Origin of the sequence: Pseudomonas reactans, assembly GCF_013387025.1 — a bacterium.
GTDB lineage: Bacteria > Pseudomonadota > Gammaproteobacteria > Pseudomonadales > Pseudomonadaceae > Aquipseudomonas > Aquipseudomonas reactans.
Window position 1 is genome coordinate 293,454 of sequence record NZ_JACAQP010000001.1, and the last position, 21,694, is coordinate 315,147.

20 protein-coding genes and 2 pseudogenes are annotated in these 21,694 nt (G+C 62.2%); 8 read left to right on the forward strand and 14 right to left on the reverse strand.

Annotation, left to right across the window (positions count from 1 at the left end; translation table 11 throughout):
• Positions 1 to 127 precede the first annotated feature (127 nt).
• Positions 128 to 1,591 carry a DASS family sodium-coupled anion symporter gene (locus tag HX793_RS01325; RefSeq protein ID WP_177053063.1) on the reverse strand — a complete coding sequence of 488 codons (1,464 nt, stop codon included), beginning with the start codon at positions 1,589 to 1,591 and terminating at the stop codon, positions 128 to 130.
• 186 nt (positions 1,592 to 1,777) lie between these two features.
• A complete protein-coding gene (locus HX793_RS01330; RefSeq protein ID WP_177053062.1) occupies positions 1,778 to 2,596 on the reverse strand; it encodes a shikimate 5-dehydrogenase in 819 nt (272 codons plus the stop codon).
• 156 nt (positions 2,597 to 2,752) lie between these two features.
• On the opposite strand from HX793_RS01330, the gene HX793_RS01335 reads away from it, so the two are divergent.
• The 3 genes from HX793_RS01335 (at position 2,753) to HX793_RS01345 (ending at position 3,802) form a co-directional block, all read left to right on the forward strand.
• Positions 2,753 to 3,127, forward strand: a complete 375-nt coding sequence (locus HX793_RS01335; protein WP_016980060.1) for a hypothetical protein — start codon at positions 2,753 to 2,755, stop codon at positions 3,125 to 3,127.
• Between the two features lie 224 nt (positions 3,128 to 3,351).
• Complete coding sequence (locus HX793_RS01340) at positions 3,352 to 3,546, forward strand: hypothetical protein (RefSeq protein ID WP_010211349.1); 195 nt, start codon at positions 3,352 to 3,354, stop codon at positions 3,544 to 3,546.
• A gap of 91 nt (positions 3,547 to 3,637) precedes the next feature.
• Positions 3,638 to 3,802 (forward strand): hypothetical protein, encoded by a 165-nt coding sequence (locus tag HX793_RS01345; protein WP_177053061.1) that lies wholly within the window; start codon positions 3,638 to 3,640, stop codon positions 3,800 to 3,802.
• A 9-nt stretch (positions 3,803 to 3,811) separates the two neighbouring features.
• Here HX793_RS01345 and HX793_RS01350 read toward each other — a convergent pair whose 3' ends face one another.
• The 3 genes from HX793_RS01350 to HX793_RS01360 form a co-directional block, all read right to left on the reverse strand.
• Complete coding sequence (locus tag HX793_RS01350) at positions 3,812 to 4,879, reverse strand: AI-2E family transporter (protein WP_177053060.1); 1,068 nt, start codon at positions 4,877 to 4,879, stop codon at positions 3,812 to 3,814.
• 103 nt (positions 4,880 to 4,982) lie between these two features.
• Positions 4,983 to 6,191 (reverse strand): cytochrome c biogenesis protein DipZ, encoded by a 1,209-nt coding sequence (locus tag HX793_RS01355; protein ID WP_177094205.1) that lies wholly within the window; start codon positions 6,189 to 6,191, stop codon positions 4,983 to 4,985.
• Between the two features lie 26 nt (positions 6,192 to 6,217).
• Positions 6,218 to 6,478, reverse strand: a complete 261-nt coding sequence (locus tag HX793_RS01360; RefSeq protein WP_016980056.1) for a DUF2790 domain-containing protein — start codon at positions 6,476 to 6,478, stop codon at positions 6,218 to 6,220.
• Between the two features lie 224 nt (positions 6,479 to 6,702).
• On the opposite strand from HX793_RS01360, the gene trhP reads away from it, so the two are divergent.
• Together trhP and flgE are read left to right on the forward strand one after the other, a co-directional pair.
• A complete protein-coding gene (trhP, locus tag HX793_RS01365; protein ID WP_177094203.1) occupies positions 6,703 to 8,016 on the forward strand; it encodes a prephenate-dependent tRNA uridine(34) hydroxylase TrhP in 1,314 nt (437 codons plus the stop codon).
• Between the two features lie 128 nt (positions 8,017 to 8,144).
• Positions 8,145 to 9,455, forward strand: coding sequence for a flagellar hook protein FlgE (flgE, locus tag HX793_RS01370; RefSeq protein ID WP_016980054.1), 1,311 nt, complete (start codon positions 8,145 to 8,147; stop codon positions 9,453 to 9,455).
• Between the two features lie 5 nt (positions 9,456 to 9,460).
• Here flgE and HX793_RS01375 read toward each other — a convergent pair whose 3' ends face one another.
• The 5 genes from HX793_RS01375 to HX793_RS01395 form a co-directional block, all read right to left on the reverse strand.
• A complete protein-coding gene (locus tag HX793_RS01375) occupies positions 9,461 to 10,663 on the reverse strand; it encodes a pyridoxal phosphate-dependent aminotransferase (protein WP_177053057.1) in 1,203 nt (400 codons plus the stop codon).
• Positions 10,660 to 11,319 carry an RraA family protein gene (locus HX793_RS01380; protein WP_177053056.1) on the reverse strand — a complete coding sequence of 220 codons (660 nt, stop codon included), beginning with the start codon at positions 11,317 to 11,319 and terminating at the stop codon, positions 10,660 to 10,662. Before HX793_RS01380 ends, HX793_RS01375 begins: the two co-directional genes overlap by 4 nt.
• Positions 11,316 to 11,984 (reverse strand): RraA family protein, encoded by a 669-nt coding sequence (locus HX793_RS01385; protein WP_177094202.1) that lies wholly within the window; start codon positions 11,982 to 11,984, stop codon positions 11,316 to 11,318. The genes HX793_RS01380 and HX793_RS01385 overlap by 4 nt, the downstream gene beginning before the upstream one ends.
• Positions 11,985 to 12,086: 102 nt before the next feature.
• On the reverse strand, positions 12,087 to 13,766 hold the full coding sequence (gene ctpM, locus HX793_RS32100; protein ID WP_016980050.1) for a methyl-accepting chemotaxis protein CtpM: 1,680 nt from the start codon (positions 13,764 to 13,766) through the stop codon (positions 12,087 to 12,089).
• 169 nt (positions 13,767 to 13,935) lie between these two features.
• Positions 13,936 to 15,255: a Na+/H+ antiporter family protein gene (locus HX793_RS01395; RefSeq protein WP_162240118.1), complete on the reverse strand. Its 1,320-nt coding sequence runs from the start codon at positions 15,253 to 15,255 to the stop codon at positions 13,936 to 13,938.
• Positions 15,256 to 15,720: 465 nt separating this feature from the next.
• Here HX793_RS01395 and HX793_RS31910 point away from each other — a divergent pair.
• Together HX793_RS31910 and HX793_RS31915 are read left to right on the forward strand one after the other, a co-directional pair.
• Positions 15,721 to 16,791: pseudogene (locus tag HX793_RS31910) on the forward strand (methyl-accepting chemotaxis protein); the annotation flags it as partial.
• Positions 16,792 to 17,052: 261 nt separating this feature from the next.
• Positions 17,053 to 17,649, forward strand: a pseudogene (locus HX793_RS31915) (methyl-accepting chemotaxis protein); the annotation flags it as partial.
• A gap of 25 nt (positions 17,650 to 17,674) precedes the next feature.
• Here the strand turns inward: HX793_RS31915 and HX793_RS01405 are convergent.
• From HX793_RS01405 to HX793_RS01420, 4 genes are read right to left on the reverse strand one after another with little or no spacing between them, the layout of a single operon-like run.
• Positions 17,675 to 18,994: a sensor histidine kinase gene (locus tag HX793_RS01405; RefSeq protein WP_177094198.1), complete on the reverse strand. Its 1,320-nt coding sequence runs from the start codon at positions 18,992 to 18,994 to the stop codon at positions 17,675 to 17,677.
• A complete protein-coding gene (locus tag HX793_RS01410; protein ID WP_016980045.1) occupies positions 18,991 to 19,659 on the reverse strand; it encodes a response regulator transcription factor in 669 nt (222 codons plus the stop codon). The genes HX793_RS01405 and HX793_RS01410 overlap by 4 nt, the downstream gene beginning before the upstream one ends.
• On the reverse strand, positions 19,659 to 19,970 hold the full coding sequence (locus HX793_RS01415) for a PepSY domain-containing protein (protein WP_177094196.1): 312 nt from the start codon (positions 19,968 to 19,970) through the stop codon (positions 19,659 to 19,661). The genes HX793_RS01410 and HX793_RS01415 overlap by 1 nt, the downstream gene beginning before the upstream one ends.
• On the reverse strand, positions 19,970 to 20,272 hold the full coding sequence (locus tag HX793_RS01420; RefSeq protein WP_177094194.1) for a PepSY domain-containing protein: 303 nt from the start codon (positions 20,270 to 20,272) through the stop codon (positions 19,970 to 19,972). The genes HX793_RS01415 and HX793_RS01420 overlap by 1 nt, the downstream gene beginning before the upstream one ends.
• Positions 20,273 to 20,429: 157 nt before the next feature.
• On the opposite strand from HX793_RS01420, the gene HX793_RS01425 reads away from it, so the two are divergent.
• Positions 20,430 to 21,509 (forward strand): patatin-like phospholipase family protein, encoded by a 1,080-nt coding sequence (locus HX793_RS01425; RefSeq protein ID WP_177094192.1) that lies wholly within the window; start codon positions 20,430 to 20,432, stop codon positions 21,507 to 21,509.
• Positions 21,510 to 21,694 lie beyond the last annotated feature (185 nt).

The window sequence follows — 21,694 nt, forward strand, 5'->3', positions numbered from 1 at the left end:
CAAGAGCCCTTTTGGTTACTTTGGGCTGGGCCGGCATTCCGGCTCTTTTCCAAAAGTGACCCGCCGTAAGGGCGGAACCAATACCCGCCATCACCCAAATAACGGATATACACCCAACCCAACCCAATCAAACCCACCCCAACCAACTCCAGTAAGTCACCGCAAACACCAACATCAACAAATAACCAACAAGCGTCACCAAAACCCCCACCTTGGCAAACTGCCGCGCCGTAAACGTCCCCGTCCCCAGACACACCATATTCTGCGGCGCATTGATCGGCAGAATAAACCCATAACTCATCACAAACCCCAACAGCATCGTCATCCCCAGCCGACTGAACTCCCCCGGCAACGTCTGCAACACCGCAATCAAAATCGGCAGCAGCGCCGAGGTCAACGCCGTGGCACTGGCAAACCCCAAATGAATCACGATCAAAAACGCCCCCAGAATCGCAAACACCCCCAGCGGCCCAACCTGATCCAACCCCGTGTGCGCCACCACCGCAGCCCCCAACCACTGCCCCGCCTGGGTGGTCAACAGCGCCGTACCCAGGCTGATACCCACCCCAAACACAATCACCGTGCCCCACGGAATCCGCGACTGCACATCCTTCCAGGTCATCACACCGATACCCGGCAGCAACAATAACACCAACCCCGCATACGTGGTCGAGGTGGTGTCAAAACTGTGCAAACGCCCTTCCGTGGCCCAGGCCAGCAGCAACAATACCGACACCGTCAACAGGCGCTTTTGCGGGCCTGTCATCGGGCCGATATCTACCAGCGATTGCGCCACCGCCTCCTTGCCACCGGGAATGCTGTCGGTCTCCGGCGGCAGCAACTTGAGCACCAGGAACAGCAACACCGCCGACATGATCAACGCCCACGGTGCCCCCGCGATCAACCAGTCGATCCACGACACGCGCTGGCCGAGCATCTTGTCCATGAAGCCGACGGTCAGCAGGTTCTGCGCGGCGGCGGTCTGGATGCCGACGTTCCAGATGCTGGTGCCTTGGGCCACCACGATCATGATGCCGGCGGCGATGTTCGAGCGTTTGTCCACGCCAAACGCGGCGATCACGCCCATCATGATCGGCACCACGCAGGCACTGCGCGCCGTGGCGCTGGGCACCACCAGGCTGAGCAAAATAGTCACCGCAATTGCCCCCAGCAGGATGCGCCGGGTGCTGGTGCCGACGCGGCTCAGGGTGACCAGGGCGATGCGTCGGTCCAGGCCAGTGTGGGTCATGGCGGCGGCGATAAACAATGCGCCCGCCACCAGCGCCAGCGCCGGGTTGGAGAAACCGGTGAGCGCCATGCTGATGGCCGGGCTGCTGCCGATCAAATGGGTAGGGTCTTGCAGCGACGGTGCTGTGCCGAGCAGAAAGGCCATCAGCGACGTGATCATGATCGCGCTGGCTTCGTACGACACCGCTTCAGTGATCCACACCACCACGGCAAACGCGAGGATCGCCAGCATGCGGTGCCCGGCCACCGGCAAGTCGGCGGGCAGCGGCAACAGCAGCACCCCGGTCATCACCAGCACGGCGACCACCAGGCCCAGGGGTAATTTGAAGGATGCCGCGCTCATGGGGTGCTCCAAGGCTCTAAATCAGAGCCTTGGAGCATGGGGCAAAACCACCTGCGGCGTGTTGACCTAGGCCAACAACTGACTCAACACGGCGCGCAACTTGCCGGGGTCAGTTCCGGCGCCCTGCCCTGCAAGGCCAGCAACGCGTCGGCCGGGAGTCTTACGCTACTTGGGTACCGTGAGGCGTCAGGCACGGGCAAAGGCCACGGCTTTCTCGAACTGCTCTGGGGTCGGGCGCACGCCGGTGTAGAGCACAAATTGCTCCAGGGCCTGGATGGCGATCACTTCCAACCCGGTAATCACCCGTTTCCCCTTGGCGCGACCACGCAGGATAAGCGGTGTTTCGGCGGGAATTGCCACCACATCGAATACCGTTTCGGCACAATCCACCGCTTCAGCGTCGAATGCCAACGCATCGGCCTCAGCGCCGCCAGTCATGCCGATGGGCGTCACGTTGATCAGCATCTGCGGGCGCAGGTCACCCAGTTCGGCCAACCACTCGTACCCCAGGTTCTGCGCCAGTGCGCGGCCTGCGGTTTCGTTGCGCGCCACAATCACGCCATTGGCATAGCCGCCATCCCGCAACGCACTGGCCACGGCCTTGGCCATGCCGCCGCTACCGCGCAGGGCGAAGGTAGATTCCTTGGGCACTGCGTGCTTTTTCAGCAACTGTTCGATGGCGATGTAGTCGGTGTTGTAGGCCTTGAGGTGCCCGTCGGTGTTGACGATGGTATTGAGGGAGTCGATGGCTTGAACCGAATCGTCGAGTTCGTCCACTAAGGCAATGGCAGCTTCCTTGAACGGCATGGAAACCCCGCAACCCCGCACGCCCAGCGCGCGGATACCACCGATCGCGCCGGGCAAGTCCTGGCTGCTGAAGGCTTTATAGTAGAAGTTCAGACCCAGCTGTTCGTACAGGTGGTTATGAAACCGCAGGCCGAAATTCCCGGGGCGCGCCGACAGCGACATGCACAGTTGGGTGTCCTTGTTGGGGTGCATCTGCATGGGTAACTCCTTTGAGTAAGCAATTGGGTACAGACCTTACACAACCTTTACCTAGCGGCTGTGCTGTTTTTCAGAAATACGTTGTCTTAAAAGTATCCCCGCGACATTACTTGAGTCTATTGATTGCAGACCACAAGCGCTGGGGCTAACCGAGGAATGACCATGATTCGTACAATCCCCAAGATCGCCTTGCTGGTTGGCGCACTCGCGATGGCAGGCCAAGCCTCCGCCCACGGTGGTGGTTGGGGTGGCCCGGCCGTATTGGGTGCTTTAGTCGGTGCAGCCGTCGTGGGCTCCGTGGTTGCCAGCCAGCCGCGTGAGGTCTACGTGCAGCAGCCGGTGTATGTGCAACCGCAGCCTGTGTATGCCGCGCCGCCGCCGGTCTACTACGCACCGCCGCCACCGGTGTATGTGCAGCAGCAGGTGTATTACCGCCCGGCACCGGTCTACTACGGCCCACCGCGTGGGTATTACGGTCCACCGCGCGGCTACTACGGCCCTCCTCACGGCTATTACGGCCGCGGCTGGTAACCGAATCGTCTGAAACAGGCCTCGCAGGATTGCGGGGCCTTTTTTGTCTGAAAAGTCCGGATTCAGGGCGTCAAGGTCGCTCTGAGGACAATGCCCGGCGCGAAATCGCACATCATCGAAGCCAATGTCTACTTGCCCAATCGGGCCTCGCGCTGTCATGTTTGTGTCACAACTTACTTCCACTATCGACCCTGTCCACCCAATAACAACAAGGACGACTGACCATGCCCACGCAAAACCCGCACCGCACCGCTGGCCTTTGTACGTCCAGCAAGGTCTACAGCGCCCTCACCGAACTCAAGCACCTGGAAGGCCACCGTAGCGCCAAATTCCTTGCGCTGCTGGCGGAAAACCTGGTGCGCAAGGGTTTGCTCAGTGAGCAGGAAGTGGTGAACATGCTCGATCAAGTGGTGGACTGACGCCTCGCGTCGATGACGACTATCGAGACGGGTGATTTTTGCTACGCCAGCCTGCCCCGTAAAGTGACCCCCATAGCGATTGGAGGTCCTTATGCCCACTATTCAGATCATGTCCGTCATCGGCAGCGCCGTTCCCGCCCCGCTTCGCAAGCTGGGTTTGCTCGCCTGCTGGTACCTGGTACGCGACGGCGAAGCCATCAGCGGTCCTTTCAAGAGCAGCCGAGAAGCAGCGGCATGCCTCAAGCTCGAAGCTTGAAGCTGATTTTTAAGGCAACGGCAGCTTGACTCGCGGCTTGCTTTCCACAAACAACGCCCAACTGGACATGAACAACGCCGCCACCAGCGGCCCGATCACAAAGCCGTTCAAGCCAAACACCGACAAACCGCCCAAGGTCGAGATCAGGATCAGGTAATCCGGCATTTTGGTGTCCTTGCCCACCAGAATCGGGCGCAGCACGTTGTCCACCAGGCCGATCACAAACACCCCAAACAGCGCCAGCACCACGCCTTGCCAGATGGCGCCGCTCAACAGGAAGTAGGCGGCCACCGGCCCCCAGACAATCCCCGCACCCACCGCTGGCAACAGCGACAGAAAGGCCATCAGCACCGCCCAGAGCAACGCGCTGGGAATGTCCAGGAACCAGAAGATCAACCCGCCGAGCGCGCCTTGGGTCACGGCGACCAATACGTTGCCCTTGACCGTGGCACGCACCACCCGATTGAATTTGAGTTGCAACCGGCGCTTCTGCGGCTCGGCCAAGGGCACCGCCGTGCGCACCTTGCGCACCAGCTCCGGGCCATCGCGCAGCAGGAAGAACAACAGATAGAGCATGATGAAAAAGCTCACCAGGAAATCAAACGTACCCTGGCCAAAGCTGAACGCCTGCGTGGCAAAGAACTGGCTGCCCTGCATCGCGCTCTTGACGATCTTCTCGCGCAACCCTTCCAGGTTGCCCATGCCAAAACGGTCCAGCAGGTGCTGGAAGTAAGGCGGCAACACATTCTTGAACTGCTCGATATACCCCGCCACGTCCAGCTTGCCGCTTTCGATGTTCTTGTAAAGCGTCGCGCCCTCCTGCACCAGCAAGGCACTGGTGATGATCACCGGCAGGATCGCGATGATCAGGCAGGCACTCAAGGTCGCCAGGGAAGTGAAGTTGCGGTTCCAGCCAAAGCGCTGCTGCAGGCGCCGCTGCATCGGGGCAAAGATGATGCCGAGGATCACCGCCCAGAACACCGCGCCGTAGAACGGCAGCAATATCCAGATAAACGCGATGGTCACCAGGCCCAGCAGTAACAGCAAGGTCTTGAATTGCAGGTTGGTTTGATTCATGTCCGGTCCATGTCAGAAAAGCAACGGGCCCATGTAGGCCCTGTTGCTTAGTCCGCAGCGAAACCTGGGAGTGCCCTCGGTTATCGCACAAGCATAGACCGCCTCACTGAATCCCCTTCGCCTCCTTCAACAGCGTCTGGATCATCTGCTCCTGCGCGTCATAACGACCTTCGCCAAAATGGGTGTAACGCACCTGCCCCTTGGCGTCGACCAGGTAATGGGCGGGCCAGTACTGGTTGTCGAAGTTGCGCCAGATCGCATAGTTGTTGTCGATGGCCACCGGGTAGGTGATACCCAGCTTGCGCACCTGGTCCTTGACGTTGCCGATGATGCGCTCATAACCGTATTCCGGGGTGTGGACGCCGATCACCACCAAGCCGTCCTTCTCGTATTTCTTCGCCCATTGTTTCACATAGGGCAGCGTGTGCTGGCAGTTGATGCAGTCGTAGGTCCAGAAGTCCACCAGCACCACTTTGCCTTTCAGGGATTCGCGGGTGAGTTCAGGCGAGTTGAGCCACTCGACCGCGCCGGCCAGCGACGGCATGGCGCCCTTGGCATTGTCCCGCGCCGGGTCGGCCTTGACCTTGCTCACCACGTAATCCAGCACTTTGGGCACGTTTTCCAGCACGCCTTTTTCCAGGCTGCTAACACCTTCGGATGAAGTACCGGCCAGCACGGTTTTGTCGGCGCCAGTGGAGATCACCACGGCCGCCGCCAGTACCGCCACCCCGGCCCCACGGCGCAGCCAACCGGTCACCGGAATGGACGCCTTGAGTCGATTGACCAGGCCACGCCCGGCAAAAATCAGCGCGCCCAAGGACAAGGCGCTGCCCAGGCCGTAGGCCACCAGCAACAGGCTGGTCTGCGCATTGGCGCCTTGCAGCATCGCACTGGTCAGGATCACCCCCAGGATCGGCCCGGCGCAGGGCGCCCACAGCAGGCCTGTGGCGACGCCGATCATCACCGACTTCAGCGGACCGGACAGCGTGCGGCTATCAGGATCGATACGGTTGCCCAATAACACGAAGGGGCGCGCCAGCCAGCCACCGACCCGCGCCGAGATCAGCGACAGCGCAAACAGCCCCATCACGATCAGTGCCACGTGGCGGCCGGTGTTATTGGCCTGTATCACCCACTCCGTGCTGACCACCGCCAGGCTGGACACCAGCGCGAAGGTCAGGACCATGCCGCCGAGGGTCAACAGAATCGAACGGCGGGTGCGGTCGACGCCGGCGAACAGAAACGGCACCACCGGCAGGATACAAGGGCTGAGGACGGTCAGGATGCCGCCCAGGAATGCGATCAGTAGCATGACGTTCACCTTATGGCTGGAAGGACTCAGTTATCGCCGACGCAACCGTCACCGAACTTGAGGTAATCCAGCACCTGGGTCTTGTCGTGGGAGTCCAGGTAGGTCATGCGCGCATTCACCACGCCGCAGGCGGGCTGAGAATCCTGACTCATCGACACGACACGCTTGATGTCCAGGTGGGTGCCGTAGTTGTAGGTTTGCGCGGTGACAGCCTCGGCATGAGCCGACAAGGTGCACACGTTGAGGGCGGCAAACAGGCAGGCGGCGTAGATGGCTTTGGTGTTCATGGTGGTTGACTCCAGGTTCTCAGGGTTGGAGGCGATGTGCCTCGTTGGAATCAATTAAAAGCCCCTGAGGTATCGCGCCTGTGTCGGAAAACCGCGCGGATAAATCGATACGTATCCACAGCCCCTGCCGATACACAGCGATACAAAAAGCCCAAAGGACGACCTGGATCAATAAACCGCCCTCGCCGCTCGGCTACCTTCGCGACCTTTTGCGACCCGTGCCCATGCCTCCGATCCTCGCCCCCGAACTGCTCGCCCCCGCCGGCACCCTGAAAAACATGCGCTACGCCTTTGCCTACGGCGCCGATGCGGTCTACGCCGGCCAGCCGCGCTACAGCCTGCGGGTGCGCAATAACGAGTTCGACCACGCCAACCTGGCCCTCGGCATCAAGGAAGCCCATGCCCTGGGCAAGCGCTTTTATGTGGTGGTGAACATCGCGCCGCACAACGCCAAGCTGAAGACCTTCCTCAAGGACCTGGCGCCGGTGATCGCCATGGGCCCGGACGCGCTGATCATGTCCGACCCTGGGCTGATCATGCTGGTGCGCCGGCACTTTCCACAGATGCCGATCCATTTGTCGGTGCAATCCAATACGGTGAACTGGGCCAGCGTGGAGTTCTGGCAGGAGCAAGGCATCAGCCGGGTGATCCTGTCGCGGGAATTGTCGCTGGAAGAGATCGACGAGATCCGCCAGCAGGTACCGGCCATGGAGCTGGAAGTGTTTGTGCACGGTGCCCTGTGCATGGCCTATTCCGGGCGCTGCCTGCTCTCGGGCTACATGAACAAGCGCGATGCCAACCAGGGCACGTGCACCAATGCTTGTCGCTGGAAATACCAGGCCACCCCCGCGGTGGAAAACGCCACGGGGGATATCGTCCAGCAATGCCAGCCCACCCTGGGCATTGGCGCGCCCACCGATCAGGTGTTCCTGCTCCAGGAAGCCAACCGCCCCGATGAACAGATGCCCGCCTTCGAGGACGAACACGGCACCTACATCATGAACGCCAAGGACCTGCGCGCCGTGCAGCATGTGGAGCGCCTGACCCGGATGGGCGTGCACTCACTGAAGATCGAAGGCCGCACCAAGTCGCACTTCTACTGCGCGCGCACCACTCAGGTGTATCGCCAGGCCATCGATGATGCAGTGGCCGGTCGCGCCTTCGACCGCACCCTGATGACTAACCTCGAATCCCTGGCCCAGCGCGGCTACACCGAAGGTTTCCTGCGTCGCCATGTGCACGATGAATACCAGAATTACCAGAAAGGCAGCTCCGTGTCGGAACGCCAGCAGTTCGTCGGCGAGCTGACCGGCGAACGCCGGGGCGAGCTGGCCGAGGTCAAGGTGAAGAACCGCTTCGCTGTGGGTAATCACCTGGAATTGATGACCCCCGCCGGCAATTTCCACTTCGACCTGGCCATCTTGAACAACACCAAAGGCGATGCCATCGACGTCGCGCCGGGGGACGGGCACACCGTCTACCTGCGACTCCCCGCCGAGATGGACCTGCGCTTTGGCCTGCTGATGCGCGACCTCTGATAGAGCGCCGGGCAAATTAATCCCGGCCTCCACCCTTTCTCCACACAGCCTCCCGCAAACGTCCATGCGCATTGCGCACACTCAGCCCTTCCCAGCCTTGAACAGCAACGGCACCAGAAGGAGTTGATATGTCTTTCAATATTGGCCTTAGCGGTCTCCACGCCGCCAACAAGCAGATGGACGTGACGGGCAATAATATCGCCAACGTCGCGACCACCGGTTTCAAGGCATCCCGGGCAGAGTTCGCGGACATCTACGCCGCCACGAAACTGGGCACCGGCCAGAACAGCATCGGCAACGGTGTGAACCTGGCAGCGGTGTCCCAACGGTTCACCCAGGGTGACGTCAATACCACCGGCGGCACCTTGGACATGGGCATCCAGGGCGGTGGTTTCTTCGTACAGAAGACCCGAGACGGATCGCTGGAGTACACCCGCAGCGGCGCTTTCCGTGCCGACAAGGACGGCTACATCACCAACAATACCGGCACCTCGCGCCTGCAGGGCTACGCAGCGGATGCCAACGGCAAGATCGCCAAGGGCGGCCTGGTCGACCTGCAATTGAACCTGGCCAGCCTGCCGCCGAAGGCCTCTACCAAAGTCGACTCGACCAGCAACCTGAATGCATCGGTGCCGGCGATCGACCAGGCCGCCAAGCCGTTCAACCCGAACGACACCAGCACCTTCAGCACCCAGTACAGCACCACGTTGTACGACTCCCAGGGCAACGCGCACCCGATGGTGCAATACCTGGTGAAAACCGACGGCAACAAGTGGAATGCCTACACCCTCATCGACGGGCGCAACCCGAACGGCTCTGCGCCCACCGGCACACCTTCCACCCCACCCGTGCCGTCGACATTGACCTTCGACGGTGCCGGCAAGCTCACCAGCGTCGTGACCGCCGGCGTGTCCGACAAGACCCTGACCGTTGCCGGCTGGGTCCCCGGCACGGTGACCAACGGCGTGTGGAAGGCAAACGGTGCAGACACCAACCCGGCAGGCATCGCCGTCAACATGGCCAACATCACCCAATACAACTCGGCCACTTACCGCAATCCACCGATCACCGATGGCTACGCTACCGGCCAGATCACCGGCCTGAAAATCGACGGCAGCGGTGTTCTGTTCGCCACCTTCAGCAACCAGCAAAGCAAGGCCATCGGCCAGATTTCCCTGGCCAGCTTCAACAATGAACAGGGCCTGCAACCGGCTGGCGGAACCGCCTGGAGAGAGACGTTCGCCTCGGGTCAACCGGGTTACGACACCCCGCAAGCCGGCACCCTGGGCTCAATCAAGGCCAACGCGCTGGAGAACTCCAACGTCAACCTGACCAACGAGCTGGTCGAGCTGATCAAGGCCCAGAGCAATTACCAGGCGAACGCGAAAACCATCTCGACCGAAAGCACGATCTTGAAGACGTTGATCCAGATGACGTGACACAGCTAACGCGTCGCCGCACAGAACCGGTGGATCGCCGCACAGGCCCGGCGCAACGAATCCTCATCCAAGGCATAGGCGATCCGCAGGTACGGCGCCAGGCCGAAGGCGCTGCCGTGCACCACGGCCACGTTGGCTTCGTCGAGCAAGGCGTGGGCGACATCCTCGTCTGTCTCCAGCAAGGTGCCGGCGGCCGTGGTGCGCCCCAGTAGTCCGGCGCAAGAGGCAAAGGCGTAGAACGCGCCGCTTGGGCGGATGCATTCCAATCCAGGCGTGGCATTGAGCAGGGACACGACCAAGTCGCGGCGCGTCTCGAAGACCGCCCTTGACTGGTGGATAAAGTCCTGTGGCCCGTTCAAGGCAGCAATGGCGGCATGCTGGGAAATCGCGCTGGCCCCCGAGGTCTGCTGGCCCTGGAGTTTCTCCATGGCCTCCAGCAGCCAGCGCGGGCCGGTGGCAAAGCCGATGCGCCAGCCGGTCATGGCGTAGGCCTTGGAGACGCCGTTCATGGTCAGCACCCGAGGCACCAGACGCGGCTCTACCTGGGCCAAGGTGTGGAAGGCCTGGTCGTCGAACAGCAGATGCTCGTAGATATCATCCGCCAGCACCAGCACATGGGGATGCTTGAGCAACACGTCGGCCAGCGCCCGCAATTGCGGGCGACTGTAGACGGCGCCCGTCGGGTTGGACGGTGAGTTGAGGATCAGCCAGCGGGTGCTGGGGGTGATCGCCTGGTCGAGCGCGGCCGGGGTCAGCTTGAAGCCGTCCTCGGCGCTGCACGGCACAATCTTCGACGTGCCGCCACACAGCTCGACCATTTCCGGGTAACTGACCCAGTACGGCGCGGGCACGATCACTTCGTCGCCGTCGTTCAGAGTGGCGGCGAGTGCGTTGTAGATCACATGCTTGCCGCCGTTGCTGACGAGGGTGTCTTGCCAGGTCACGTCCAGGCCGTTTTCGCGACGGAATTTCTCCGCCACCGCTGCGCGCAGAGCCCGCACGCCAGCGACCTGGGTGTAGCGCGTATGGCCGTTGCGGATCGCTTCGATGCCGGCCTGGCGAATGTGCTCCGGCGTGTCGAAATCCGGCTCTCCAGCGCACAATGAAATGATGGTTGCGCCTTCGGCCCGGCGCGCGGCGACGCGGTCGATGATGCGGTAGGTGGCGGACGGTTGCGCCTGGGCCAGGCGCTTATTCAGAATGATCACGGATGCTTCCTCTGCAAGGTGTGATACCCCAGGGATTCACGGGCCTGCTTCAACGTCTTGCCTGCCTCGATCTGTGCGCGGATCTGCGACTCCACCGCTTCGATCTGCCGTGCGACCTGCGCCACTTCAGCGGCACGAGCGCGGGGCACCACCAGCACGCCGTTGGCGTCGGCCACTACGATGTCCCGGGCGCACACGCGGGTTTCGCTGATCGCCACCGGCTGGTTCACCGACAGCACTTCGACGCGGTCCTTGCCGGTACGCATGTAGCGGCCTCGGGTGAACATCGGGTAGCCATCGCCCAGGGCTTTGCTGACGTCGCGGCACACGCCGTCGATCACCGTGGCGGCAATCCCGCGCGCGCCGGCGTACTGGGTCATGATGTCGCCCCACACTGTGCAGTCGGTGCGCCCGGCGTTGGCGATGACCACCACATCCCCTGGCAGCACGTCTTCGATGAAGTCGCCCACCGAGCCCGGCGGTGTGTTGGCCGGTACGTATTGCACGGTAAACGCCGGACCGACCACAGTGCCACGGTAGTTATCCAACGGCGCGATGCCCAGGCACTGGCCAGGAATGCCCAGCTTGTCCATGGCGTCCGAGACACCAGGGGTGTCCAGCCCTTCGAACAGGGCCACCAGCTGTTGATCGTTCATCGGGCAGACTCCACACGGATGGCTTCGAATTGGCTGTCGTGCATCACGTCGGCGACCGAGCGGCCAGTGCGCACGGCGTCGACCATGCCGGCTTCACGGGCGGCGATGCGCTCGCCCAGGTCGAGCACCTGCTCGATCAAAGCAGCCGGGATGAACACCGTGCCGCAGCGGTCGGCGATCACGAAGTCATCTTCCGAGACGTCAACACCGCCTACGTTGAGGGTTACACCGGAATCCACCTGCACCACGCGGTTACGCGCGCTGATCATGGTCACGCCACGGCCATATACCGGATAACCAATGGACGCGCTGCCGTCGATGTCACGGCTGAAACCGTCGATCACCGAACCCCGGATGTGCTTGGCGACGGCGGCGTTGGCGATGATGTCGCCCCAGCAGGAGATGCCATCGATCCCCCCCGCAATCACCAGCACGCGGTCATGCGTGGTAATGGCGTCGATCACCGGGGAGATCAGGTGCGCCGTGGGCGCATCATCGGTCTTGGGGGCCAGCTTGACGGTGCTGGCCCGGCCGACCACTTTGGGACAGTCCCACAATGGCCGGATGCCGACCACCGCGCCCGTCAGTTGCAGGAAATCCAGTGCATCGGAAACCGTGTTGGTATCGAGTTCAGCCAGGCGCTGAAGCGGGTCGACAAGTGACATGAGATGAGCCCCTGTTGTGGTTGGGGCTCAAGTCTCACTGAGGGGCGGTGATAGGTATATTCGTATTAACGTTAGGCAAACATACGCTTTACCTATGAATTATCAGATCCGGAACTGGCCGACCAACTGCCCCAGGCGCTGGCCCAGATCCGCCAGGCTGCGGGACGTCTGGGCGCCCAGTTGGGTCTCATCGGCCACGCTGTCCACCGCCACGGCAATCTGATGCACGCTGCGGTTGATCTCTTCGGCCACGGCGGTCTGCTCTTCGGCGGCGCTGGCAATCTGGGCGTTCATCGAATTGATGGTGCCGATCAACTGGGCCATGGTGTCCAAAGACGCCCCGGCTTCGTTGGCCTGGGCCGAGGTGCCGTCGCCGGCATCGCTGGAACGGCGCATGGCCTCCACCGCAGCCTCGGTGCCTTTTTGCAGGCGGTCGATCATGCCCTGGATTTCCTGGGTGCTGGTCTGTGTGCGGCTGGCCAGGGCGCGTACTTCATCGGCGACTACCGCAAAACCACGTCCGGCCTCCCCTGCTCGCGCCGCTTCGATGGCGGCGTTGAGCGCCAGCAGGTTGGTCTGCTCGGCGATGGAGCGGATCACGCTGAGCACACTGACAATGGAAGCCACATCCTGCTGCAGACTGTCGAGGGATACGCCGCTGCTACGGATATCGTTCACCAGTGCATGGATCTGCGCGATGCTGCCGTCCACCACACGCTTGGCAGCCTGCCCTTCGGCGTCGGTTTGCTGGGCAGCCACGGAGGCACCTTGGGCACTGCGCGCCACTTCGTGCGCGGCCGAGGACATCTGGTTGATCGCAGTGGCGACCTGATCGGTCTCGTGGCGCTGGCGTTCCATGGCCTGTTCGGAGCGCTGGGCTTGATCGGAGACCTGGCTGACCAGGCCGGTGAGTTGGCTGGTCATCTCGGTGATCTGGCGCACCAGGCCGTGGATCTTGTCGACAAACCGGTTGAACGCGCCCGCCAGGTCACCCAGTTCGTCCTGGCTGGTGATGGCCAGGCGGCGGGTCAAGTCACCTTCGCCGGCCGCAATGTCGTCGAGGTTGGCTTTCATCAGGTGCAGCGGACGCAGGATGGTATTGGCCAGCAACATGCCCACGGCCGCGATCACCAACAGCACCACCACCGCCACGCCGAGAATGCTCAGCAGCACGCCCTCCATGCGCTTCTGCACCTTGGCTTCGACCACCGCCACCTGGGCTTCGATGCCATCCAGGTTCACCGAGGTGCCGATGACCATGTCCCATTTCGGCAGGTATTCGGTGTAGCCGAGCTTGGGCACCAGTTCGGTCTGGCCGGGCTGGGTCGAGCTGTATTGCAGGTAGTGAGTGCCGTCCTTGCCGACCTTGACCAGGTCACGGTTGACGTACACGCCATTGGGGTCGCGGTTGTCTTTGAAGCTCTTGCCCACGCCGTCGGGGCTGTTGCCCTTGAACAGGCGGATGGTCTCGGAGTCGTAGCCGAAGAAGTAACCGTCCTTGCCATAACTGGTGTTCGACAGGAGCTTGACCACTTGGGCGCGGGCGGCGGTATCGCCGGGGGCCGCCGCGTCGTAGAGCGGCTTGATGGTGGTCATGGCCACCTCGACGTAACTTTGCAGCGTGGCCTTGGCGTCGTTGAGCAGGCGCTGGCGGGTTTCATCCACCTCGTTGCGCGCCTGCCCCTGCAGGATCCACACGGTGGTCAGGCTGATGACTACGGCAAACAGCAACACCGGCACTACGGCGAGGGACAGGACTTTGGCCTTGAGGCTCAGACGCATGGCTTTTCTCTCTCTTATTCGTGGCGACTTGAGAGGTTATCGGCCATACACAAATTCTCTGTAGGAGCGAGCTTGCTCGCGAAGAACGTCAACGATGACGCGGGGAACCTGACACTCAGCGGCGTTCTCAAGTTCTTCGCGAGCAAGCTCGCTCCTACAGGGAATGGGGTCAGAGCGTCATGGCGGCCAGCCAGCCAAACGCCAGCAGGGGGATGTTGTAGTGCAGGAACGTCGGTACCACTGTGTCCCAGATATGGTGGTGCTGACCGTCGACATTCAGGCCGGAGGTCGGGCCGAGGGTAGAGTCCGAGGCCGGCGAACCAGCATCACCCAGGGCGCCGGCCGTGCCGACGATGCACACGATGGCCACCGGGCTGAAGCCCAGTTGCACGCACAGCGGCACAAAAATCGCGGCCAGAATCGGCACCGTGGAGAACGACGAGCCGATGCCCATGGTCACCAACAGGCCCACCAGCAACATCAACAACGCGCCGACACCACGGTTGTGGCCGATGAACGCCGCCGAGGTTTCCACCAGCGAGCGCACGTCGCCCGTGGCCTTGAGCACTTCGGCGAAACCCGAGGAGGCGATCATGATGAAGCCGATCATGGCCATCATCTTCATGCCTTCGGTGAACAGGTCGTCGGTGTCGCGCCAGCGCACGATGCCCGAAACCGAGAAAATCAGGAACCCGGCCAGGGCGCCGATGATCATCGAGTCCAGCCACAGCTGGATGATGAACGCCGAGGCAATCGCCAGGCCGGCCACCAGCAGGGTCAGCGGGTTGTACTGCACCGCCACTTGCTCGACGCGCTCGATTTTCTCCAGGTCGTATACGCGCTTCTTGCGGTAGCTGATAAACACTGCCACCAGCAGGCCCACCACCATGCCCAGCGCCGGCAGGCTCATGGCGTGGGTGACGTTGACCTGGCTGATGTCCACGCCGCTCTTGGCCACGTTGGCCAGCAGGATCTGGTTGAGGAAGATATTGCCAAAGCCTACCGGTAGGAACATGTAGGGCGTGATCAGGCCGAAGGTCATCACGCAGGCGATCAGGCGGCGGTCCAGTTGCAGCTTGGTCAGCACGTACAGCAGCGGCGGCACCAGCAACGGAATGAACGCGATGTGGATCGGCAGAATATTCTGCGAGGCAATCGCCACCACCCACAGCAAGCCGATCAGCAGCCATTTGACGTGATTGCCGCCGCTGGCCTCCTGACGGTCCACCAGCAACAGCGCCTTGTCAGCCAAGGCGTGGGCCAGGCCGGATTTAGCAATCGCCACGGCGAAAGCGCCGAGCAAGGCGTAGGACAATGCAACGGTTGCACCACCGCCCAAGCCGCCGTTGAAGGCCTTGAGCGTGGCGTCGATGCCCAGGCCACCGGTCAAGCCACCCACCAGGGCGCCGACAATGATGGCGATGACCACATGCACGCGGGACAAACTGAGCACCAGCATGGTGCCGACCGCGGCAATGACTGCGTTAATCATGGTTACCTCAAGCAGAAAACTTAAAAAACAGGCATGCCCGCGCCCAGGCGGCCATGGGGTGGCAGCCAGCGTGCAGGCTTGAAGGAGGTCTTATTAGAGGGCGCGCACTTTGCAGCAGGCGGCGCCGCATGTCAAAAAACGGCGCCGCTTTCAGGTTTAAATTGAACGTTTAAATGATAAAGATTCAAAAAAAACGGCCGATAACCTGACTCTCTGTGTTTTCAGGTTTAAGGATGCTCCTCGATGTCCCTCAGACAGCTCTCCATTCAATGGAAAATCACCCTGCTCGCTGGCCTCTGCCTGCTGGGAATCGTGACCCTGCTGGTGGGTCTGTCGTTGTATCGCATGGAGCAGAGTTCGCAGCAGGTCAAGGCATCCAGCATGCAGATGCTGGATGAGGCCGCCCAGGCGCGCATCGAGGCCCAAGGCGAAGTACAGGCATTGGGCATTCGTCGCCAATTCATGGACGCCTATCAGTACGGCCATGGTTTTTCCCGCCAAGTGCTGTTCTTGCGTGAGCAGGCCGAGAAGCGCTTTCTCGACGCTTTCGACACCCGCGAAGACCTGACTCGCCAGGTCAAGGCTGCGTTGCAGGCCAACCCGGATTTGCTCGGCCTGTCCCTGGTATTCGAAGCCAACGCCCTGGACGGCAAGGATGAGCTGTTCGCCGGCCAGGCCGAGTTGGGCAGTAACGACAAAGGCCGCTTCGCCCTGTACTGGTCGCAACCGACACCCGGCAAGCTGGAGCCGATGGCACTGCCGGAAAGCGACATGTCCGACACCAGCGTCGGCCCCAGCGGTGAAAAGGCCAACGCCTGGTTCACCTGCCCACGCACCACGCTCAAGCCGTGCGTGATCGAACCGTATTTCTACAGAATCAACGGGCAAAACGTGCTGATGACCAGCATCGTCTTCCCGTTGATGGTCAACGGCAAAGTCATCGCCTCGCTGTCGGTGGACATCAACCTCAACAGCCTGCAGGCCGTGAGCCAACAGGCCAGCCAGAAGCTGTACGACGGCCAGACCCAAGTCAGCATCCTCAGCCCTACCGGTTTGCTCGCCGGCTACAGCCCGGACGCGAGCAAGCTCAGCCAGCGCCTGGATCAGGTCGATACCGCCAACGGTGCGCAATTGATCGGCGCCCTGGCCAGCAGCACGCAAATCCGTAGCCTGCGGACTGACCACCAGTTGAAGGTACTGGCACCGTTCGCGCCAATCCCGGACGGCAAGTCCTGGGGCGTGTTGCTCGATGTGCCGGAGAAAGTCCTGGTCGGCCCGGCTGAAGCGCTGAAGGCACAGATGGACGCCGATAACACCCGTGGCACCTTGCTGGAACTGGGCCTGGGCCTGCTGGCTGCCGTGGTCGGCTTGATCCTGGTGTGGTTGATGGCTCGCAGCGTGACCCGCCCGATCCTCGGCGTGGCCCGCATGCTGGAAGACATCGCCAGCGGTGAAGGCGACCTCACCCGCCGCCTGGCCTACGACAAACAGGATGAGCTGGGCCAGTTGGCCGGCTGGTTCAACCGCTTCCTCGACAAGCTGCAACCGATCATTGCCGAGGTAAAGCGCTCGGTGCAGGACGCTCGTGGCACTGCGGATCAATCCGCCGCCATTGCCACTGAAACCAGCGCTGGCATGGAACAGCAATACCGCCAGGTCGACCAGGTGGCCACCGCGTCCCATGAGATGAGTGCCACGGCCCAAGACGTGGCGCGCAGCGCTGCCCAGGCGGCACAAGCCGCGCGCGACGCCGACCAGGCCACCCGTGAGGGCTTGAAGGTGATCGACCACACCACACGCAATATTGGGGAGTTGGCGGCGGACATGAGCACGGCCATGACCCAGGTCGAAGGCCTGGCCGTCAACAGCGAAAAAATCGGTTCGGTGCTCGAAGTGATTCGCGGCATTGCCGAGCAGACCAACCTGCTCGCCCTCAACGCCGCCATCGAAGCCGCCCGCGCCGGTGAGGCCGGCCGTGGCTTTGCGGTGGTGGCCGACGAAGTGCGCAACCTGGCGCAGCGCACCCAGGAGTCGGTGGAAGAAACCCGCGTGGTCATCGAGCACCTGCAAAGCGGCACCGAAGAGGTGGTCGGTTCCATGGGCAACAGCTATCGCCAGGCCCAGGGCAGTGTCGAACAGGTGGGGCAAGCCGTGACGGCGCTGCGCCAGATTGGCGATGCCGTGACGGTGATCAGCGACATGAACCTGCAGATCGCCAGCGCCGCCGAAGAACAAAGCGCCGTGGCCGAGGAGATCAACAGCAATGTGGCGACCATTCGCGATGTGACCGAGTCGCTGTCGGAACAGGCGAATGAATCGGCACGGGTGAGCCAGGCGCTGAACAGCCTGGCGAATCAGCAGCAGGGCTTGATGGATCAGTTCAGGGTGTGATCAGACCCTTGTCGGAGCGACAGGCTTACCCCTGACGCTTCGGCAATTCGATCAACACTTTCAGCCCGCCCAACTCGCTTTCCTGCAACTGCAACACCCCGCCCCACACCTCGACGATGTCCCGCACGATCCCCAACCCCAGGCCATGACCATCGGTCTGTTCATCCAGGCGCGTGCCCCGGCTGAACACCTGGTCACGTTGGGTTTCAGGAATGCCGGGGCCATCATCTTCCACCGCCAACAAGTAGCTGTGCTCGGCCTCGGTGACGCTCAAGCGCACCTCGGCATCCGCCCATTTGCAGGCGTTATCCAGGAGATTGCCAAGCAGCTCCAACAGGTCTTCACGGTCCCAGGGCAATTGCAGGCTGGGCGCAGCGTGGTAGCTCAGGTCCAGGTGTTCGCCGTGGATCATGTTGAGAGTGGCAAGCAGGCCGGGCAGTTCTTTTTCGCAATCAAACAGCGCGCCCGGCAGGGTTTCCCCGGCCAGGCGCGCGCGGTTGAGCTCACGGTTGAGACGTTGTTGCACCTGCTCCAACTGATCGCGCAACAGCTTGCTCAGTTCGGGACGATCCTTCAGCGCCTCGCTCGACGCGGCGCTCAACAGTACCGCCAGCGGAGTCTTGAGGGAATGGCCGAGGTTGCCCAGGGCATTGCGCGAACGCTTGAGGCTGTCTTCGGTGTGAGCCAGCAGGTGGTTGATCTGCGCCACCAGCGGCTCCAGTTCCAGCGGCACCTGGGTGTCGAGCTGTGAACGCTGGCCCTGTTGCAGTTGGGCGATCTGGTTGCGCGCGGTTTCCAACGGGCGCAAGGCCCGGCGCACGGTGACCCGTTGCAGGATCAGCACGAGCAGCAGCGCCGCCAGCCCGAGCACCAGACCGATCTGACGCATGAGACGGAAACTTTCCCGCACCGGGGTGTAGTCCTGGGCCACGCTGATGGAAATCGACTGGCCGAAGCGCTTGTAGTCCGAACGCAGCACCAGCAACTGCTGGCCTTCTGGTCCCAGTTGCAGATTGCCCTTGATTCCGGCTTCGGGCAGGCGCGGCAGCTCCTGATCCCACAGCGAGCGCGAACGCCAGTGGGTATCGGCAAAGTCGATGCGGAAGTAATGCCCGGAAAACGGACGCTGGTAGGCTGGCGACAGGCGTTGTTCATCCAACTGCACGCCATTGGGTCCACGCACCAGCGCCACCAACAGGTTTTCGGCGTCGTTGCGCAAGCCGGCTTCCAGGTAACGCTGCAAACCGGCCTCAAACAACCACAAGCTGGTTTGTGCCAGCACCACGCCGACGATCACCATCACACTGATCAGCCCCAGGCTCAGGCGTCGCTGGATGGACTTCATGCAGGGCTGGCGCCAAACCGGTAACCCTGGCCGCGCCGGGTTTCGATCACGCTGCGGCCCAATTTGCGGCGCAGGTGGTTGACGTGGACTTCCAGCACATTGGAGTCGCGCTCGGTCTCACCGTCGTACAAATGTTCGGCCAAGTGGCTTTTGGACAGGATCTGTTCGGGGTGCAGCATGAAGTAGCGCAACAGGCGAAACTCGGCGGCGGTCAGTTGGATTTCCGCGCCATCGCGCAGCACGCACTGACGGCCTTCGTCCAGGTGCAGGCCAGCCGCTTGCAAGGTGGGTTGGTTGGCCTGGCCATGGGAGCGGCGCAACAACGCCTGAATGCGCAGGTGCAGCTCCTCGGGGTGAAAGGGTTTGCTCAGGTAATCATCGGCGCCCGCCTTGAGCCCTTCGATGCGCTCGGCCCAGGAGTCACGGGCGGTAAGCACCAGGACCGGGGTGGCCAGCGCAGCAGCGCGCCATTGCGCGAGCACCTCAAGTCCAGGCAGGCCCGGCAAACCGAGGTCGAGGATAATCAGGTCATAGGGTTCGCTGCGCCCCTGGTACGCGGCGTCGCGACCATCGGCGAGCCAGTCGACGGCATAGCCCTGGCGTTGCAGCCCGGCCAGCAGCTCATCGGCCAGGGGCACGTTATCTTCCACCAAGAGCAGGCGCATCAATCTTCCTCGTCTTTGATCAGCACACCGGTGCTGGCGTCCAGCTTGATCTCGCGCACCACGCCTTCGGTGGTCACCAGTTCAACTTCATAGGCATATTGGCCGTGTTTCTTTTCCAGCTCAGCCTCCAGCAGGCGCGAACCGGGGTAGCGTGCCATGGCCTGTTGCAACAGTTGCTCCAGCGGCAGGATCACCCCCTGCTGACGCAGCGCCAAGGCCTCATCCTGATTGAGGTCGCGGGCCGCCAGGCTGGAGCAGAATGCCATGAGCAGCAGCGCCACTCGACTGCCGGCGCGTAAATTTACCTTCATTACGTATCCTGATGATTCTTGAGAACCCGCCCGGTGAGCGCGTCCAATTCAACATCCCATTCGATGCCCTGGGCATCCTCCAATTCGACCTCGTAGACGTACTTGCCGTAGGCCTCGTCCAGGTCGGTGTCCAGCAGTGTCGAACCGGGGTGCAGGGCGAGGGCCGTGGCTTCCAGGTGATCGAAGGCGACAATAGTAACAGTGGCAGGCACTTTCAGTGGCTTGTCGGGGTCCACGGCTCGGGCCTGGATCGCCGTGAGGGCGATGATACCGGCAGCAAACAGCGCGGTGAGGCGCTTCATGATAAGTCTCCGTTACAGGATGTTTTCCTACGCCGGTCACCGTACGCGCTGCAACTTAACTGAAACTGAATTGCCACCATGGCAATTCCCTGCAAGGCCTTTTCACACATTCCGCGAGATTTTCTATAATGCCCCGCTCGCTCGAACAGAGACCGGTATGACAGCCATCCACATCAAGTTTCCCGCACTGACGCTCAAGGCCGGCAAACGCGCTTTTGCCCGCATTCGCGAGCAAGGTCTCATGCCGGCCGACGTCGGCATCCTGCCCGGCGCAGCCGGCGGCCCCAAGGCTCTGGGTATCCAGGGATTGGACCTGGCGCTGTTCGGCGACTGGTTACCCCGCGCGCCACGGGAGCGGGCTCTGGTCGGTGCGTCCATCGGCTCCTGGCGGTTTGCCAGCGCGTGCCTGCCCGACCCGGTGCAAGGCCTGCTGGACCTCGGGCGCCTGTACAACGAGCAACGCTTTGCCAAAGGCGTGACCATGGCCGAGGTCAGCCAGAGCTGCCAGCGCATGCTCGACGACCTGCTGGCCGGTCGCGATGCACGGGTGCTCGACAACCCGGACTATCGCCTCAACATCATGGTGGTCAAGAGCCACGGCCTGCTTGCCGATGACCACCGTGGACGGCTCGGGCTGGGCTTGTCGTCTGTGATCGCCGACAACCTGCGCGGCCGCGCGCGACTGTCTCGACACTTTGAACGGCTGATCATCCACGACCCCCGCCAGGCGCCACCGGTGCATCCCCTGAAGGATTTCCCGTCGCGCTTCCTGGCCCTGGAATTGAGCAACCTGCGCCAGGCCCTGCTGGCCTCGGGCTCGATTCCCATGGTGATGCAAGGCGTGCGCGACCTGCCGGGTGCAGGCGCCGGCACCTACCGCGACGGCGGCCTGCTGGACTATCACCTTGATCTGCCCTACCACGGCGACGATATCGTGCTGTACCCGCACTTCACCGATCGGGTCATCCCCGGCTGGTTCGACAAGGGCCTGCCATGGCGACGCAGCAACCCGCAGGGTTTGCAGGATGTATTGCTGCTGGCGCCGTCCAAGGACTACCTCGCCCGCCTGCCCCACGGCAAACTGCCGGATCGCAGTGACTTCAAGCGCTTCATGGGCGACGACCCAAGCCGCAACAAGTACTGGCAGACCGCGATGAGCGAGAGCCAACGGCTGGGCGATGAGTTTCTGGCGCTGGCGGATAACGGCCAATTGGGCGAGAGGCTACTGGCCCTGTAGACGCTGACTTACCGCTAACCACGATGCGAAGCGAGCCGCTCTTGATCTTGCTTTTGATCTCAGGCGCCCCATCAAACACGCTGGCCGAACGCAGGCTTGAATCCGTGGGTAACCCGGCAGGACGCCGGGTTAGCCGCCCCGCGCCATGGATGGCGCGTGGCGGCGGCCCACGGATTCAAGCCGGG

Excerpts from the sequence above, each read along its gene's own strand:
- HX793_RS01360 (WP_016980056.1), bottom strand. The coding sequence starts at position 6,478 with ATGAACACCAAAGCCATCTACGCCGCCTGCCTGTTTGCCGCCCTCAAC.
- HX793_RS01415 (WP_177094196.1), bottom strand. The coding sequence starts at position 19,970 with ATGAAGGTAAATTTACGCGCCGGCAGTCGAGTGGCGCTGCTGCTCATG.
- HX793_RS01335 (WP_016980060.1), top strand. The coding sequence starts at position 2,753 with ATGACCATGATTCGTACAATCCCCAAGATCGCCTTGCTGGTTGGCGCA.
- HX793_RS01340 (WP_010211349.1), top strand. The coding sequence starts at position 3,352 with ATGCCCACGCAAAACCCGCACCGCACCGCTGGCCTTTGTACGTCCAGC.
- HX793_RS01380 (WP_177053056.1), bottom strand. The coding sequence starts at position 11,319 with ATGAACGATCAACAGCTGGTGGCCCTGTTCGAAGGGCTGGACACCCCT.
- HX793_RS01405 (WP_177094198.1), bottom strand. The coding sequence starts at position 18,994 with ATGAAGTCCATCCAGCGACGCCTGAGCCTGGGGCTGATCAGTGTGATG.
- trhP (WP_177094203.1), top strand. The coding sequence starts at position 6,703 with ATGCCTCCGATCCTCGCCCCCGAACTGCTCGCCCCCGCCGGCACCCTG.
- HX793_RS01425 (WP_177094192.1), top strand. The coding sequence starts at position 20,430 with ATGACAGCCATCCACATCAAGTTTCCCGCACTGACGCTCAAGGCCGGC.
- HX793_RS01330 (WP_177053062.1), bottom strand. The coding sequence starts at position 2,596 with ATGCAGATGCACCCCAACAAGGACACCCAACTGTGCATGTCGCTGTCG.
- ctpM (WP_016980050.1), bottom strand. The coding sequence starts at position 13,766 with ATGCGTCTGAGCCTCAAGGCCAAAGTCCTGTCCCTCGCCGTAGTGCCG.
- HX793_RS01355 (WP_177094205.1), bottom strand. The coding sequence starts at position 6,191 with ATGCTACTGATCGCATTCCTGGGCGGCATCCTGACCGTCCTCAGCCCT.
- HX793_RS01420 (WP_177094194.1), bottom strand. The coding sequence starts at position 20,272 with ATGAAGCGCCTCACCGCGCTGTTTGCTGCCGGTATCATCGCCCTCACG.
- flgE (WP_016980054.1), top strand. The coding sequence starts at position 8,145 with ATGTCTTTCAATATTGGCCTTAGCGGTCTCCACGCCGCCAACAAGCAG.
- HX793_RS01350 (WP_177053060.1), bottom strand. The coding sequence starts at position 4,879 with ATGAATCAAACCAACCTGCAATTCAAGACCTTGCTGTTACTGCTGGGC.
- HX793_RS01410 (WP_016980045.1), bottom strand. The coding sequence starts at position 19,659 with ATGCGCCTGCTCTTGGTGGAAGATAACGTGCCCCTGGCCGATGAGCTG.
- HX793_RS01325 (WP_177053063.1), bottom strand. The coding sequence starts at position 1,591 with ATGAGCGCGGCATCCTTCAAATTACCCCTGGGCCTGGTGGTCGCCGTG.
- HX793_RS01385 (WP_177094202.1), bottom strand. The coding sequence starts at position 11,984 with ATGTCACTTGTCGACCCGCTTCAGCGCCTGGCTGAACTCGATACCAAC.
- HX793_RS01345 (WP_177053061.1), top strand. The coding sequence starts at position 3,638 with ATGCCCACTATTCAGATCATGTCCGTCATCGGCAGCGCCGTTCCCGCC.